This window comes from Pedobacter psychrodurus (assembly GCF_004331735.1).
Classification (GTDB): Bacteria; Bacteroidota; Bacteroidia; order Sphingobacteriales; family Sphingobacteriaceae; genus Pedobacter; species Pedobacter psychrodurus.
Window position 1 is genome coordinate 13,762 of record NZ_SJSO01000023.1, and the last position, 15,444, is coordinate 29,205.

A 15,444-nucleotide genomic window follows, 5' to 3' on the forward strand; every position below is an offset into this window, starting at 1 on the left:
TTTAAGTAGTTCTTGGAATTGACTCGCGTACATGTTTCATTCAACAGCTATTTCCAGGAGTTTTTCGTTTATTTCAAAGGAGGTGTAATCAGGGGCATCAACTAATCCATCTTCTATCCAGCTGATCCACCCAAGATAATCGGATTTTTTGCAGGCTATTGTTTTTAAGTGCGATTTAATTTTTGACCTGTAATCTGATACCACTTTATTTAGCCAGTTCTTTTCAGTTTCAGACGATTGGTCAATTCTATGTCTATATTGGATTATTTTCCATAAATCAAACAGGCATAATACCAGTGTTTCTTTATCTCGGTTGACGTTCACTTGTGGGAGGGATATTCCTGGTATGTCCATAATCATTTCCTGATCAGGAATCTGAAGAAGCGGGGTAAGGTCAGCAAGGTCTGCATCATATCCGTCCAGAATGCGTTGAATTTGTATGAAAAATTCTTTTTGTACCCTAAATGCACCAATGGTAACACCTTGTTGCACACGAACAATCGTAAAGAAATCCGCAGTCAAATCTGCTAAGGGTGCCAACAGTATCAGAAGGGACTGCATTGTTTCAGAACCACTTAAATCACTTCCTTCAACAGCAAAAGTTGCATATGTTAACGTGTAGGTTTCTTTCAACCTCACTGGTGGGTAAAATTTAAAATCACTGGTTGCAGTCAGATTTTTCAATATTTCTCTCAAAGCGGAAACGCCCTTATTTTCCTGGGTTTTCCACCATTCTGAAACCGCAAGCTTTCCAACGCGAACTGCTTTTCTTGTCTCCAGGGGTATATGTGCAATATAGTACGTCATGCTGTGATACAATTGGTAATGCTGCTCTATCTCGCTTTTAACTAGCTCGTCCGTTCGGAAATATGAAAAAGATCCGTTTTCAATATCTTTAAATGCCTGTTGCATATCATTCAGGCCAAAAAGAGCATCTTTGAAATTTATCAGGACGAGATTTTGCTTCTGTTGATCTTCTGCTGTAAATAAATTCACAAGCTGTGCTCTCACATTGGACAGAGCAGATAGCCAGCTTTTCACAGCTTTTTCTTGTTCGGAGAATTTTCCAATCCTAAAAGATTTTCTTTCGAAGTTTGGATATTTTTTTGAGGAAGCGTATTGTAAATTTAAAGTTTTGCTAATAGAGTCAATTTGAATGGCATGTGTTTTTGCTTTTTCTCTTCTCCCTTCTAAAAGTGATTCAATGTATCTGGAAACATTTTTAACATATTGCAGGTTTACCTTTCTGAACTCAACAAGGTGTGATTGCCATTCATAAGCTGAATCCGCTTTATAGTTGTCGGATATGACAGAAATCCAAATTTGGTTCAAATGCACATCAAAATTATTGGTGATGTTCTCGGGTGGCATCTCTTTATGAGCAGTCTGCAATACCGCAGAGATTAAATCTGCACTAGGAAAAGGCAACATGATGGCATCAGTGCAGTAGCGTTGATATCCGGGTAAAAAGCTATAAACTTCGCTAATACGGTTCACGCTAAGATCATTTGCTTTTTGAACGTCATCACCAGACAGTATATATTCCATGATCAAGTTATCTCCATCCTCATACAGTGTAGGTGTATCAGTTTTGATCTTTAAATAACTTAAAATGTGACTTTTATGACTCTTCAGGAACTTCGCGTATTGAACAGGCTCTTTAATCCTTAAAGTACTGAAAATTTCTCTGGCCTGCTGAAAATCCATATCTTGTAAAAAACGGATCATTTGTTCTGGTTCAATTTTCAGATCGATATTGAACTCTATCTCTAGCTTTTTAAACCATAAGGACAGGAATTCCAATCCGATGAATGATTTATTTTTGCTGTCTTGGCTTTTGATTGCTGTCGCAAGCGCCGTAGCAAATTTGTAAACATCCGTGTCAGTTAATTTAAACGTGCTGAGTTGTTTCTTTTTATCAAGCAGGTGGTTTAGCGCAGCCTGCATATCAGGCGGCAAAGTGTCTGCAAGATTTTCGAAAAGATCAGAATTGAGAAAAGGAATACTGTTCATAATGAACAGGTCGATACCTCCTGATTCAAATGCGGCATCAAAGACTAAACGATTATTAAGCCAATACCGTTGTGGTTCACTATGAATCACTCCATCAAGTGCTGTGACCATTTCTGCATAGTCACCTTTCGACAGGTATTCAGCAAAGTGCTCAAAGAATACTTTCGCTTCTTCGGCCTGAAGTATTAACGGTGCATTGATGAAAAAGTCATACTTAAGTTCACTTTGAATCAGTGGATAAATTTTTATAAGTGTTTCGTCTATGCCCACAAATTGATGAAGTAAGTCTGTGAGATGCTGAGAACGAACAGGATGTAAACCAATTACGTTTTTATGGTTAAAGTTTACAAAATACTCATTCTCCAATGTTTGGAGTACGTGTTGCCTGTCAGAGCTAAAACCGATGTTGTCGTTAATGTATTTTAGCAGTTTCTTCGTCTCAATGGAGAGCTGTAAACAATCTGCTACTGCGATGATGCGCAAAATTTCTATTTTGGCTAATGGCGAATCTTCTTGATTCAGAGTTTTAATCTGGTGAGCCAAGCGTTCGTGAATCATTTGGCCGCGGGTTAGTAAAAAAGTATACTCAATTAATAGACCCTTTTCATGTATAACTTCCCACGCAGGTTCCCAGCTATTGATTTCTGGACTGAGTTTCCCTTTAGATTTTAGCTGCAAGAATATGTCCTTAGCCTCCACGTAGGTCAAAAAAATGTCAATAATCTGAATGCTAAGTTTAGAAAGATCCGCTCCATACCTTTGCCAATCCTCGAAACGGCTGGTTAGTAGATATTTAACCGGTAGGCCGGAAGTTTTGTCTGCGAGCATTCCCCAGTCTTTGATCTGGGCGGACAAGCCATCAATTACAACAACTGGAAGTTGGCCTTGTTGAACTTTGACTGTAAGTAGTTCAATTAGGGAGTTGACCTGTTCCCAATTGTTGCAACTGTTCAATTGGTAAACGTGATGGATTGGATTGAGGCGGTGACTGACCTGCCATGCGATCGTTGATTTACCTTGACCACTGGATGATCTGATGAGGGTGATGTCATTAGTCTCAAGACTTTCGAACACTTCTTTTTCCCATTTCTTGCGTCTGGCAGGTAATCCATTTGTAATGTGAACAGGTTTACATGCTTTACCATCAAAGTAGTCATCTAAATTGGTAGCTGGTTGTTGGGTAAAAGATATTTCGCTAAGCCATTCGTTTTTGAGCGCTTCATTTACTGGAGCTTTAGAAAAAGCGTCTCTCACCTCAGTAAATAAGGTGACCAGATCATTATGAAAAATACATTTGCGTTCAATAGACCAATTGAAAACATGAAAGAACAAGCTTCGCAAAAAGATACTTTCTGTTCCAAGATTAACATTCCATTTGCCCCGTAGATCATCCAGAATCCTCTTCATCAAGGTTTCTATATTAATCTGCTCAAAAGAAATGCTTTTTAGAAAACTTTCTAAGTCCACGCTTTTTGACGCAGTTATAGTATTGAGCCGTTCTGTCCAATAATTAAGATTTGTCCCAGCTATTGTCCCACGAGCAAGGGCCGCTAAACTGTCTTCCTTGATGTTCATGTTGTGCACAAGCTTAAACTGGCTGGTGGAGTCAGCAGCGTAGACCTCCAAGAAATTTTGAAGGACACCCATTGCCCAAAAAGTAGAAGCGTTCAAACTATTTTGCGAGGTCTTCAGCTGGATGTATTGGCACGAATTCAGCTCTAGTTGGGGTATGTTCAAATCAAGATCCTCGATCCCTTCAAGACGAATATGATTTCCTGTTTCATCGTTTTGTAAGTGGTCGAGAATTTTAGAAACAGAATATAAAACCTGAAAATTTATCCCGCGCAAATTGATTGCGCCGCCAGTTCTTTTTTTTGCTAATAGTTGAAGATATTGTAAGGATAACTCGCTTTGCTCATTTTTTATTTTCATCCTAGTTTATCGAAGGGTAGATAGTTAATTAAAATTATTTTCGTTAAAGGACTAAATTACCAAAAATATCACTGGAATTTCCAATTCTCATATTGTTATAACTCCGCAATACCTGGATGACTCGAGCTGTATTAGACCAATTAATAAGGCTATTTTAGGACCTGGAGCATCTTCAATCGCTTGACTTTTCATACGAAAAGACCATCGGATCTCTCGCGGGTTCGCCGGCTATGGTAAACCAGTCCGCTTGCCAGAAGTCAGCAGGCTGGATTCTGGTGCCTCTCAAGCCAAAATTAATTGGGTCATTGGGTAGGACCAACCATTCCAAATCCTTGCTGGTTAATTCGTAGGCTCTGACAAAATCGGGATTATCGGATAATTCTTGAAGCAACATTCTTGGACATATCAGAATTAGGCTGTGATAGGGATGTTTACTCTCGCAGATTCTGCATATCTGCATTTGAAAGAGGTTGTTGAGAACAAAAGCAGTTTCACCAGGTGAATTTGCTCTTTTCAGCGTCGTATTACAGCTGAACCTGAATTCATAAATCCCGGTACTAATCTCTCGAAGCAGGGGGTGTGGAATTTTCATTTCAAACAGGTATCTGGTTTCGGTATAGGCTTCCGTGCAAGGCTGTAAAAGTTCCGGCTGCATTCCCGATGCCCATTCCATTGCTCGGGATTTCGATTCCGAAAAGGCCAGGTAATCAGATATCCTAAAATAAACCTTTTCAAGTTTTTTCTTGTGGTCGATATGCTCTTTAATGGTTCTCAGCAACGTTTTCTTCTCAATGTTTTGTGGATCCGAGCCAGCGCCAAAGGCGCTTGAAGTCAGCCCCTCGGATCGATAACTGCCCGGTTTGGTCTTGGTGTTATAAATGCTGTCGCCACGGAATAAAGTTAAAATGCTACCTTCAGGTAACTCTTTCTCAGAATTGTTCATGTAGTAAAAGCCATTATGTTAACGGTTGTACCCTTTGTGATATCGGTTTTGTTTAAAGTCGTTGCCGTCCTTCCAGACTAGCGACAATTCGCAATCCTGATGGTAGGTCTCCTGGTTGCCCTGGCCGGTAAATTTTGCAGTTTTAAAAGTAAATACAGACCATACTATTTTGTAGCCATGTTGTTTCAGTTTTTTATTCAGCAGGGTCTGATCAACCAGTAACATTTGCTGATGGTCATAAAAACTTTCGCCAACTTCACTAAAAACTCCAACAATATCTCCCTTGTTATTCAGTAAAACCTTACCGTTGCCACTGGTAATTGCCAACCATTCCCGCAATTGTTTGGCTGGCATAATATAGGTTTGTTCCGCATGTTTTTCCGTTGTTGTGACCTTCGAAATGGCCGCCATCGCGTCATAGCCACTATATTCCGCTAAGGGGTCATCCTCCTCAATCCATTTCATCCAAATGGCATCAATGGGTGAGATATAAAAGTCCACGTCCGGAGTGGCGTGCAGGTAGTCAATTTTGAAATCAGATTTTTTATAGAAGTCCGGCTGGTTTGTTGTATTAATCAGTGCATCAAACTGGGATTCTTTGATTAGAAAGGCCTTGCTTTTGAAACTTACCCTACCATAACCATTGGGTTCAATAACAGTGGTATCATTGTCCAATACCAGCCATTTTTTGCGAGGGACAACATCTGCCATTAATTTTAAGGTGGAAGAAGTTATTTCATACCATGGTTTGAGTTCAAAGTCAGCAGGTGATTCTACCCATGCTTTCAGCTGTACAACGTGATCGTTTTCCGTTAACAGGAGTTTACTCGCAATCACATTAGGTAATATCCATGCTGATCGAACCTCGGGAAATAGTGTTTTATTTTTAATATCATTAGCCGGATTTTTCAGTGTAAGAAATTTACCGTAGTCGAGGATCTTATCTTTTGAAAAATCCGATTGAAAAGGAAGATAGTCGGCGAGGTAACCCTTAATATGATTAACAGCCAGCCAGGTATATTTTTCTGGGTAGGTCGAAATTTCGCTTAAAGATCCGTGGGATTCCCCTGTGAAACTGCTTAGGCCTGTATCTTCCCATCCGAGCGATTTGATGTAAGCGATGGCAGCGGATATCGCAAATTCCAGTGGGCCAAGATTAAGCTTTAAGCGGGAATTGTAAAGCGTTAGAAACTTTTTTGTTGGAGAATTCTGGGATTCCGAGCCATAGTTAAGTAATTTCTCATAGCTGTACTTAATGACATACCATGCTAAATCCCCAACAATTGGCTTTCGCTGATCTTCAGATCCTGTTGCTTTTCCTATGTCAAGGGGTAGGTATTCAAAAGTTTTTACATATGGGGGCCTTGCATTTTTAAGGTCTGCATTATTCAGCTGGCCCAGCATTAGTGCCCGTTCCAAAAATGAGCGGCAGCCATGTCTAATTGTAGCATTTTTGATTTTAATGATAGCTTCGGGCGCAAATACATGTTCTAAGATCCATTCGGAAAGGTTCTTATATTCAAATGTAGGAACGGATTGTAAGGAGGCTACACCCATTAATATCAGAGCGAGATCTTCGTCTAATTGTGGGTCATATTTATTAAACAAGAGTTCCATTATAGACTGGAAGCCGGCAAGGTTCACATAAGCCCAATTGGTTAGTTGGGTTTTGGCATAATCCCGATACAAGTTGTCTACGGAAGTTAGGCTCCAGGCAAAAATCAGCGGCAGGTCATCAAATTTTTGCGTAAGCTCAAGTTCAATATGAATTAAGTGATCCGCAATGCGGATCCCATCTGCATCTTGGGCATAATCGGGCCCTGACCAGAGAAGGTCACGTTGGAAGGTTGAGGAATAACCAGCCAAAATCCCGTGCAGGTACATCGTATCGAAAGGGGCATTGGGGACACCCAGTGACTGCATGATCCAATCCTCAAAAATCTGATCGCGGCCCTGGAATGACTGTTTAAATTCGAGCTTACCTTCCTCTATATAGGTTTCCGCAATTTCAGGTACCTCAGGAATATTCTTTAGGGTGATTTCCCTTAATTTCGGCTGTCCAAGATTGCCCCAGAGGGCATCTGTACCTGGGGTAATCCCATGGTCACGCATGAGGATCTCCGCAGCCATGTCAATGATTTCATTGCGCTGCTTCAGTTCTTCAGGATATTGTTTAACCTGCTGATTTACAAAATCATTAACAATCTGGTTGGCCAGGATAAATTCAAGAATGGACTCATAGGTCGGCTTATAAAAATATTCATCGACTATAGTACCGGGTTGTTGGACCTTATCCAGCAGCAGGATACCATGTTCGCACAGGGCATTCAGAATGTTCCTGACCTCCTTTTTTTTGATTCCAGAGATACGCTTGGCGATATATTCGACGGTAAATTCCTGCTCCATTTGATGTTGGTCGAAAATCAATAGGGCGATTAGGGTCATGGTCTTATCCAGCACCTGGTCCTGCTCCCGCCATGTGGAACCATAAGCCTCATTGATTTCTTTTTGAATGCCCAGCAGCTGTAACTTGATTAGTTTGGTTAGTGAAGTTGTCAGCGGTATATCCTGGCCGCGCTGATCTTTGTATTCGGTACAAAATAGCTTAACGGCAAGTATATTTTTAAGTTTTAATTTTATCCATTGGTCATCCGGGGCATTGTAGGCATCTACATATTTCTTGAATAATACGCGATGGTCTACATCCCCGATCGGTGGCAATTTGTAAAATTTAGCTGGAAAATCTCTGCTCAGCTCTGCGTTATCCCCAAAGCTATTGCGGCAGCTGATGACAAACTGCAACCTCGGAAATTTCCCGATCTGGGCCGGCAGTGAATTGATGATGGGTACCCATCTCTCCCAGTCAATGCGTTTGACTTCATCGATACCGTCCAAGCAGATCACTGTTTTAATGGGCTCAAAAAGGGCAGATGTTTTATTTTTTTCTGCCCGGTCTACTTCACAGGCATGTGCCAAGGCTTCCAGAGCGGAGAGTATTTCTTCCTCTTCCCAACCTGAAAAGCTCGAGAAGCCATCTTTGAGTATGCTGCCAAGACTTTTACTGACGGCATCTTTGGCCTGAATGATCACTGCAGGGTATTGGTGCTTTAGGAGTTGTTCGGTCGCATTGCAGAGTGCATGTGTTTTACCTGTTCCCGCATTTCCTGAAAAGATAAGATAACGCAGTTTGGAGGCCTGGATATCTTCTTTCACTTCCCTAAAATCAACATTGGCGAACAAAGACTGCAAACTCTGGAGCTCGTTTTTCAAGGTTTCCGGCAGGCCAATATTATTCAAATCCTGATAAAACTCGTCAGTCGAGAGCCGATCCGGAAGCTGTAGGGACAAATCGATTTTGCCCTTGTTTACTGCTGAAATACCTTTATCAATAATTCTGATGGAATTGTTCAGGCTCTGCTTCAGCGCCGCACCTAGACCCTGATTAAGCTCTTTCTCGATGACAGATATATGAGTCTGGATTTCTTGTAGGCTACTGTTGACCTTTTTGAGTTTGGTCTCCAGCTGAGTTCTGAAATTAGCACTGTAAAGATGTTTTTCAATTCTTTCTTGGATAAATCCAGACACGTGTAAATCTGGAACATATCTGGATAAAAGCCAGCCTTTCATGGACAAATCGAGACGGTGAACGAGCTTTTCAAAATCTATAACGGATTTATCAAACCAAAGTTTACGCGTCCCTATATTTTCAAATCGTTCAAGTTCCTTATTCAACTCATGCTCGCCCCAAAATACAATTTTCAAGCCCTTGTAAAGCGCTTTGGATCTGGTGATAATTCCTTGGGTTTTGCTATAATCCGTTGCTTTAGCTGTTGCGTTAGTTTTTTTATTGATGATTTTGATATTAGTCAAACTACGGGGTATGCAAACAATATAAAGCTTCAATGTTTTGCGCACATTTCGTGCTGTTGCAATCGATCCTTCAATTTCTGTCACCTGTGTCGTTGACAGCTTTTCTGTAAAATACTTTGCCTGTAAACCGATAAATTTCCCATCTTTCATCTCACCATAGGCTTCCACACCACCATCGCCTCCATCCCCGTTAACCACTACAAAATCGATTAAATCTGCCCCATGTTCTCGGCGCAGCCAACGCTCGAACAGTTGATTACATAAGGCTTCAAAAGCTTGGTCCGGAGCGGAATGATGAGTGTTAATTGCTTTATAGTTCATTTTATGAATGGTCTAATGGACAATGATCAGATTAAAATAACCTAGTCTGCAAGCTAATGTATTTATTCTAAGATTAGAAAAACAATAGTCTATTTAAAAATTTTTATGTTCATAAAAATGGATCTATTAAATCGAATCTTAAACAACTCCCAAATTTACTCCCTATAGACAAGTAAGGCTACTAAACCTGATTTGCCTTGACTGAAGAATAAGCGCGAAGGTTTCAATCGTCTTATAGTGATAGATTATATCAACAAAGATTGAAATTTTCCCAACGTAATCCTATAAACTACGATCATGCACTTTAATCAATTTACTACATTTGTAATTTATTTATAGTTAACATATGAGTTCATCAACTACCCCATATTTTCCAATAGTAGGCTACGATGCAGAATTGAATACTTATGCTAATATTGGAACTGCATTTTTCATTAACGAAAATGGATATTATGTAACAGCTGCCCATACCATCAGGAAGCCAGGAAGAGTTTTTTTTGCAGTTATTAATAGAGTTTTTATCCCATTACTCAAACCACTGCTGGTTTTAGATAAAGACCTTTTCGATCAGGGGCCACCTGAACACCATGATTTATGTATAGGAAAACTTGAAGTGGAAGATTCAGATTTTTATGCCTTCAAACCATCTGCTGAATTAATAAGCGAAGACGATTTAGTATTTAAAGGTTTTTCGAATCTAGCGTATCAAGATAATGTCAATCCAAATCGAGGAACTCGCCAATGTGTAATAGATGATGCAAAAGCGCATGCCGCTAAGTATGGTTATTCGGAGGATCACGAGCTAAGCAGAATCAAAAAGTCCATACTTACTGGGAAATTTGACTGCCTAAATGCGAATAAAATAACTGCGCTTAGTAAACCAGGGCTGGTAACGAACGTTATAACATTTCTACTTACAACCAACATACCTCATAAAGAAGAGATAAGGCTTAATCCGATTTCGAATAACGGATTCGATCCTTCTGGATATAGTGGAGGACCAATATTTCATAACGGAGCAGTAGTTGCTATGCTGATTACGAAGAATATAGGAATATCGTCTGAATTTATTATGGATAAATTAGACGAGGTAGGTGTAAATTATTATCTATTTAATCAGCAACCTGCCAAATAAACTGGCGAAGAATTTTACTGGCGGATGTGCCAAAAGAATACCAAACACCATCTCAAAGGACAATGAAGCAAAAGAGCTATACCAACTTTAATCCCCCATGTTTTTGATGCTCAAATATACAAAAACTGGTGCAATTGAAGGAGAAAAAGATAACCAAAGGCGGATCTGTGACTATTTGCTCAAAACCGATCTTCCGAATTACCTGCCAACTACATTTTTCGAGGTGAAAAAAGAAAGTGTTCAGCTGATGGCCCATAAGCACCGTAAACATCCAAAACTGAGCGAGGAGGTCAACCGGCATTTGGAACAGCTGGACAACTACCAACTTTATACCGAAGTTGCCGAGAACTGGGGAGAACTGGCTTTGAAGATTGGCTATCAAACTCAGAATTATGATTTTCAGCTACTTGCCGGCCGCTCGGTAGAAAAGGAGGAGTATCTTGATGTGTTCAAATCCAAGTTGCAGAGGCGCTATCATGGTATTGACGAATTTACTTTTGAAGAACTTGAGGAAATCAATTACATCCATCTTGAGCAACTACAAAAGCTGCGAGTTCAGCTCTAATCAATGTTGCGGAAATTTAGCGGAAAGAAATCAATGGTATCCTTGAGGTTCCCAGTGTCCGCCGTTTTGCATTGGTTGCTTTTACGTCTGATACAGATCCGAACTGAAGATAGAGGAAGATGCCATAGCGAAGATTACGAGAATTTTTTAGCGCCACGTCGCTCCCAAGTGAAAGCGCGGGTGTTTGACATCAGCTTTAAAACATTTTTCCCTAAATTCGCTAAACCAAATCGTTTTCCGAATGAAAAATATTGCGCTCTTAGTTGGAAACCATTTCAACGACCTTGGTACAGGTGTTACCTGGACCAACCTTCTAAATAAAATAACGGATTTTTGTGGCGTTTCGCAGCAGATTGTTTTTCATGACAAAAAACCTTTTCCTTTGCTTTACGAAGAAATTTTCTTGAGTGCCCTGCAACGCAATGGCCGTATAGAGGAAAAAGCTCTAAAAATATTTATCGCAGAACAAGTAGCAAAAATAACCCAAAATGAAATCCACGAGGCTATTCGTGCGTTGCAGCCGGCACATGTAATGACCACCAATTATGATTATTCACTGCAGGGAATAGCGCCTGCAAAGAACCTCGGTATTGTCAATGAGACGTTGTATAGCATCTTCAGGAAGAATGAATGTGATCGCACGACCTACTGGCACCTACACGGTGAAAGCAATTATCCACTTTCGATCAATCTTGGTTATGAGCATTACTGCGGACAGTTACAGAACATGCGCAATTATGTCGTTAATGGTACTTCTTACCAGAGCAGACTGGTTAAAAAGGATCCACTTGAAAAAAGGCTCGCAGAGAAGGGTAGTCTGGCAATCCAGTCTTGGATTGACCTTTTCTTTACCCATGATGTCCATATCTTCGGACTGGGACTGGATTTTGTAGAAAATGACCTTTGGTGGCTATTGACCTATAGGGCAAGGAGTAAGTTCTACAAGAATAAGATACAGATCAAAAACAAGATCTATTATTACATCCCCAAAGATTATGTTTCCTCCTCACAGTATAAGCTCGATCTGTTCAAAGCGAACAACGTGGAGATTGTACAGTTACCAATGCCCAGTAAGCTCGAATATTACCGGTCAGTCATACAGTATATCCACGAGATTTGAAAATTCAGGTTATTTTAAGTGTTGACGGTATCTTTTATTGAATTAATTAGTAAAGTTGCAATTAAACACCTGTCTATTAGGAGTTAAACCCTACCATGATCTTACACTCCTTGAGTTCACAATAACCCAGATTAAAAGCGAAATAGTAGATACCTGCTTTGGTTTTGAGCTGGGCTGGTTAAGTCTTTGAAATTGAAATTGGCTTCGATCAGTTTGAATTTGCTGAACGCAATTGCGCGGTTTTCAAACGGATGCTGACGTGGTGGAGAATGGACACTATTATAATTAACCAATAGAAAAAACGATGAACATAACAATTTAGAGCAGTTAGAAGAAACGCTCAAATTGCAAACTTTTAGGAAACACCTCATCAAGAGGATAGAAGTCAAACTTACGTTAGGTTTTTCAGACGAACAAATGGAAGAATATGATATCTGCATTTTAAAAATCGCTTCTTTTCTTTTGATCTAATTAATATAATGGGTTAAATTTTCAATATATTTAAGAATCAGCGCTTAAACATGATTAATTTATGCAAAATTTAGCCAATTTTTTAGTTCGTTTACAGACGTTCGAACTCCGCATCATTACTAAGGCTGAATTGAAAAGTCCAATAAAACAAGATGGAAATAAGCCAGCTTATAGCCTTGTCCATGAAACACATTACTATGATTCTTTTACTTATAAGAGTGAAATCAGGGTATTAAAAGACATGGCATTAATTGATCTGCTATCTCTTAATGACATCAGTTTAAAAAGAGAATTTGAACAGCTCAAAAAATTAAAGGAAAGGTTTAAACTAATATGGACAAATTTCCACGAACATTACGGTGAGCTTAGAGCGGAATATCCCAGCAACTTCATATTTTCGATTCAACTCGATTACTTGTTCATCGTTAACAACCTGCAATCAGACTACAAGGATATTTATATAGGCGATGAGTTTGTGGAAAGTCTGCACGATACATTAAAGATTAGGGACAAATTCTTAAGTGAACTGGTCAGCGAAATTGATGAAATCCTACATCCTCGTGAAACGTTCGAAGAATGGATGGTCAAACAGGAAAATCAACCAGAACAAGTTGAAGATGCTACGGCAGAGCTATCCCCAAAAATCCCATATAATCCCGATGCGGGTCGGCCAAAATTCAATCATCAGTATATCAATGACTTTTTGCAAATCCTAAGGACTTATTTTTCAAAGGAACATTTCAGCCAACTAGCAGCTCTTATAAAAGCGGACGAGCAACCTGCAAGCCAGATGATCTTCAACGGAAACAGTAATATGCTTGCCGATGCTTTTAAGCAGCTCTATGAAGCTAACCTGATTGTGGGATGCAATAAGGCAGAACTTGAAAAATGGATTCTAAAACACTTCTTATATAGCAATGGAGATAAGGTAAACGAATATTCGGAGGGCTGGCTCAGTGCGATAATATCTTCCGATACCAAGGTCTGCAAATCACCAATTTTAGAGGTAAGGATGAAAGACAAAGTTCCTTTTCTGGTTCCAACAGTCCGAAACAAAAAAAACAGTAAATATTAGTAGGGAAACGGTAAGGATGCAGTTTAACGTGTTGTAACCCTACAAAACAAGCGACTATCATTGCGGTATCAAAACAAAAGATACCGCTTATGAAGTACACATTTGAAGAACTACCGCAGGCCATTAGCGTACTGCACGAAAAGGTAGATTATATTAAAGACCTGTTGCTGGAAAACAGGTTGCAAAATTCCCAACGTCCCCGAGACGATTTATTGACCATCAGACAGGCTGCCGAATTTCTTAGCCTGTCCGTACCCACGCTTTACACCAAAGTAAGCCGGAAGGAAATCCCCGTTAACAAGCGGGGCAAAAGACTGTATTTCTCCACAGTGGAACTATCCGAATGGGTAAGATCGGGAAAGAAGAAAACCAGGGAAGAAATCTATTCCCCAACGAACGGTATCCCACCACCAATATAACTACCTATCCCTATAGCCAAGCAGATACATATCCATATAGCAACATAGATATATATCCACATAACCATGGTTTATGTGTAACAATAACCACTGGCACAGCATGATAATTCGGTACAGCCCAAAGGGTTGTGGCGCTTTCATGGGTGTAGTCATTGGCGGTAGAAAGGCGGTTCAGGCAGTCAGTCCCCTTTTCAGGGGCTGAGCAAGCGGAAGTTGGGCAGAGCCCTACTTGCTTGCCCTTACGCTATCGCTACAGGGGTTTCAAGTAGCCTCCGGGGCTACTTTGAGGCTTTGCAAGCCTTTTAAGAACCATAAACGGTATACTTTCAGGTATACCAATTAGCTAAACTAGCAGATAAGCAGTTAGCCAGCTAATTAGATATATGATTAGCCAGCTAATCAGCAAATTAAAACATTAGAGAGGAGTGCAATTTATGAAAATGGACATCATCACAATGGAAGACCTCCGCCAGTTCAAAACCGAACTGTTGCAGGAAATGAAAGACATTATCGGACAAGGGATGGAACACCAGCAAAACGGCGAATGGCTAAGAAGTGCGCAGGTGCGCAAAATGCTGAACATATCACCAGGTACTTTACAGAACCTGCGCATCAACGGAACATTACCGTTCCGCAAAGTTGGAGGTACGATGTATTACAGCCGGGTACAAATAGAAAAAATATTGAAAGGAGAATAACATGAAGAACTATCTGAACATACAACGCCATGCCCTTAGTGGATATTTTGAACGGGTGGCACTGGAAAGCCGATTTTATGCCACACACATCAGCCTGCTGATGGCATTGTTCTACTACAGCGATAGCGATGCGCCTGAAAAAACCTTTCAGGTCAGCAGGCCAAAACTGATGCGGTTCTCCCGCATCAGGTCTATTGCCACCTACCATAAAAACATCAAAGACCTTGTAGAATACGGCTACATAGAATACAATCCTTCATGGCACCCGCAAAGAGGTACTCGAGTAAGATTTATTATCGAAATACCAAACCATCCTTAAACATTCAGGATATGGAGGATATCAATACAAAATCGGTGCGCTACCCAGTAGCCACCGATATAAAACTGGAAAAGATTGCCCTCAAGCTGGGCAGGACAAAAAAAACGACCGTCATACAAATGGTAGAGTATTTCTACCGGAGCAAGAAAGACCCCTTAGACCTGAATGACGAACTGCTGAAAAAAGAGCTGGTCAACGGAAATAACCGAATTATTGGCTTTTTCAAAACGCAGGAAAAAGATTTCCTGTTGCCTATCTTCAGCGATTCGGGTACACTAGTGACAATAGCAAAACAACACACACTGTACATTAAGGACATTGGCAAGTTTATGGCGCAGGATCTTGAAAATACGAAAAAGCTTGCAGAGGGTATGACAGCACTCCAGCGTGGTATTGCCAAAACACAGACCCATATGGAAGACAAAGCGTTGCTGAAATTACGATTTAGCAAGATACTCGAATATTACATCACACAAAGGGAATCGCTGGGCTGGACTACGGCCAATGTTAAAAAAGAGGAACTGCAAGCCCATGTCAGGCAATCGTTGGAAAATCTATAGCTT

The 15,444-nt window shown here is 40.3% G+C and carries 11 protein-coding genes; 8 read left to right on the plus strand and 3 right to left on the minus strand.

The window, feature by feature from the left end:
* Positions 1-36 precede the first annotated feature (36 nt).
* The 3 genes from EZ456_RS20860 to EZ456_RS20870 all read right to left on the minus strand — a co-directional run bounded on the left by EZ456_RS20860 (position 37) and on the right by EZ456_RS20870 (position 9,079).
* Positions 37-3,945, minus strand: coding sequence for a hypothetical protein (locus EZ456_RS20860; protein ID WP_131533502.1), 3,909 nt, complete (start codon positions 3,943-3,945; stop codon positions 37-39).
* A gap of 172 nt (positions 3,946-4,117) precedes the next feature.
* The gene (locus EZ456_RS20865) at positions 4,118-4,888 is read right to left on the minus strand and encodes a hypothetical protein (protein WP_131533504.1); all 771 of its coding nucleotides are present in this window, start codon (positions 4,886-4,888) and stop codon (positions 4,118-4,120) included.
* Between the two features lie 18 nt (positions 4,889-4,906).
* Positions 4,907-9,079, minus strand: a complete 4,173-nt coding sequence (locus EZ456_RS20870; RefSeq protein ID WP_131533506.1) for an NACHT domain-containing protein — start codon at positions 9,077-9,079, stop codon at positions 4,907-4,909.
* Between the two features lie 346 nt (positions 9,080-9,425).
* Between EZ456_RS20870 and EZ456_RS20875 the strand changes: the two genes are divergently transcribed.
* The 8 genes from EZ456_RS20875 to EZ456_RS20910 all read left to right on the plus strand — a co-directional run bounded on the left by EZ456_RS20875 (position 9,426) and on the right by EZ456_RS20910 (position 15,441).
* Positions 9,426-10,214, plus strand: a complete 789-nt coding sequence (locus EZ456_RS20875) for a serine protease family protein (RefSeq protein WP_131533508.1) — start codon at positions 9,426-9,428, stop codon at positions 10,212-10,214.
* A gap of 97 nt (positions 10,215-10,311) precedes the next feature.
* A complete protein-coding gene (locus EZ456_RS20880) occupies positions 10,312-10,779 on the plus strand; it encodes a DUF4263 domain-containing protein (protein ID WP_131533510.1) in 468 nt (155 codons plus the stop codon).
* A 241-nt stretch (positions 10,780-11,020) separates the two neighbouring features.
* Positions 11,021-11,899: a hypothetical protein gene (locus EZ456_RS20885; protein ID WP_131533512.1), complete on the plus strand. Its 879-nt coding sequence runs from the start codon at positions 11,021-11,023 to the stop codon at positions 11,897-11,899.
* A gap of 532 nt (positions 11,900-12,431) precedes the next feature.
* Complete coding sequence (locus EZ456_RS20890; protein WP_131533514.1) at positions 12,432-13,445, plus strand: hypothetical protein; 1,014 nt, start codon at positions 12,432-12,434, stop codon at positions 13,443-13,445.
* 89 nt (positions 13,446-13,534) lie between these two features.
* On the plus strand, positions 13,535-13,864 hold the full coding sequence (locus EZ456_RS20895) for a helix-turn-helix domain-containing protein (protein ID WP_131533516.1): 330 nt from the start codon (positions 13,535-13,537) through the stop codon (positions 13,862-13,864).
* A gap of 440 nt (positions 13,865-14,304) precedes the next feature.
* Complete coding sequence (locus EZ456_RS20900) at positions 14,305-14,562, plus strand: helix-turn-helix domain-containing protein (protein WP_317130010.1); 258 nt, start codon at positions 14,305-14,307, stop codon at positions 14,560-14,562.
* A 1-nt stretch (position 14,563) separates the two neighbouring features.
* Positions 14,564-14,881, plus strand: coding sequence for a MarR family transcriptional regulator (locus EZ456_RS20905; RefSeq protein ID WP_131533518.1), 318 nt, complete (start codon positions 14,564-14,566; stop codon positions 14,879-14,881).
* 11 nt (positions 14,882-14,892) lie between these two features.
* On the plus strand, positions 14,893-15,441 hold the full coding sequence (locus tag EZ456_RS20910) for a BfmA/BtgA family mobilization protein (protein WP_131533520.1): 549 nt from the start codon (positions 14,893-14,895) through the stop codon (positions 15,439-15,441).
* Positions 15,442-15,444 lie beyond the last annotated feature (3 nt).

Coding starts and splice junctions, on each gene's coding strand:
- EZ456_RS20905 (WP_131533518.1), top strand. CDS start 14,564: ATGAAGAACTATCTGAACATACAACGCCATGCCCTTAGTGGATATTTT.
- EZ456_RS20865 (WP_131533504.1), bottom strand. CDS start 4,888: ATGAACAATTCTGAGAAAGAGTTACCTGAAGGTAGCATTTTAACTTTA.
- EZ456_RS20910 (WP_131533520.1), top strand. CDS start 14,893: ATGGAGGATATCAATACAAAATCGGTGCGCTACCCAGTAGCCACCGAT.
- EZ456_RS20880 (WP_131533510.1), top strand. CDS start 10,312: ATGTTTTTGATGCTCAAATATACAAAAACTGGTGCAATTGAAGGAGAA.
- EZ456_RS20900 (WP_317130010.1), top strand. CDS start 14,305: ATGGACATCATCACAATGGAAGACCTCCGCCAGTTCAAAACCGAACTG.
- EZ456_RS20875 (WP_131533508.1), top strand. CDS start 9,426: ATGAGTTCATCAACTACCCCATATTTTCCAATAGTAGGCTACGATGCA.
- EZ456_RS20895 (WP_131533516.1), top strand. CDS start 13,535: ATGAAGTACACATTTGAAGAACTACCGCAGGCCATTAGCGTACTGCAC.
- EZ456_RS20885 (WP_131533512.1), top strand. CDS start 11,021: ATGAAAAATATTGCGCTCTTAGTTGGAAACCATTTCAACGACCTTGGT.
- EZ456_RS20860 (WP_131533502.1), bottom strand. CDS start 3,945: ATGAAAATAAAAAATGAGCAAAGCGAGTTATCCTTACAATATCTTCAA.
- EZ456_RS20890 (WP_131533514.1), top strand. CDS start 12,432: ATGCAAAATTTAGCCAATTTTTTAGTTCGTTTACAGACGTTCGAACTC.
- EZ456_RS20870 (WP_131533506.1), bottom strand. CDS start 9,079: ATGAACTATAAAGCAATTAACACTCATCATTCCGCTCCGGACCAAGCT.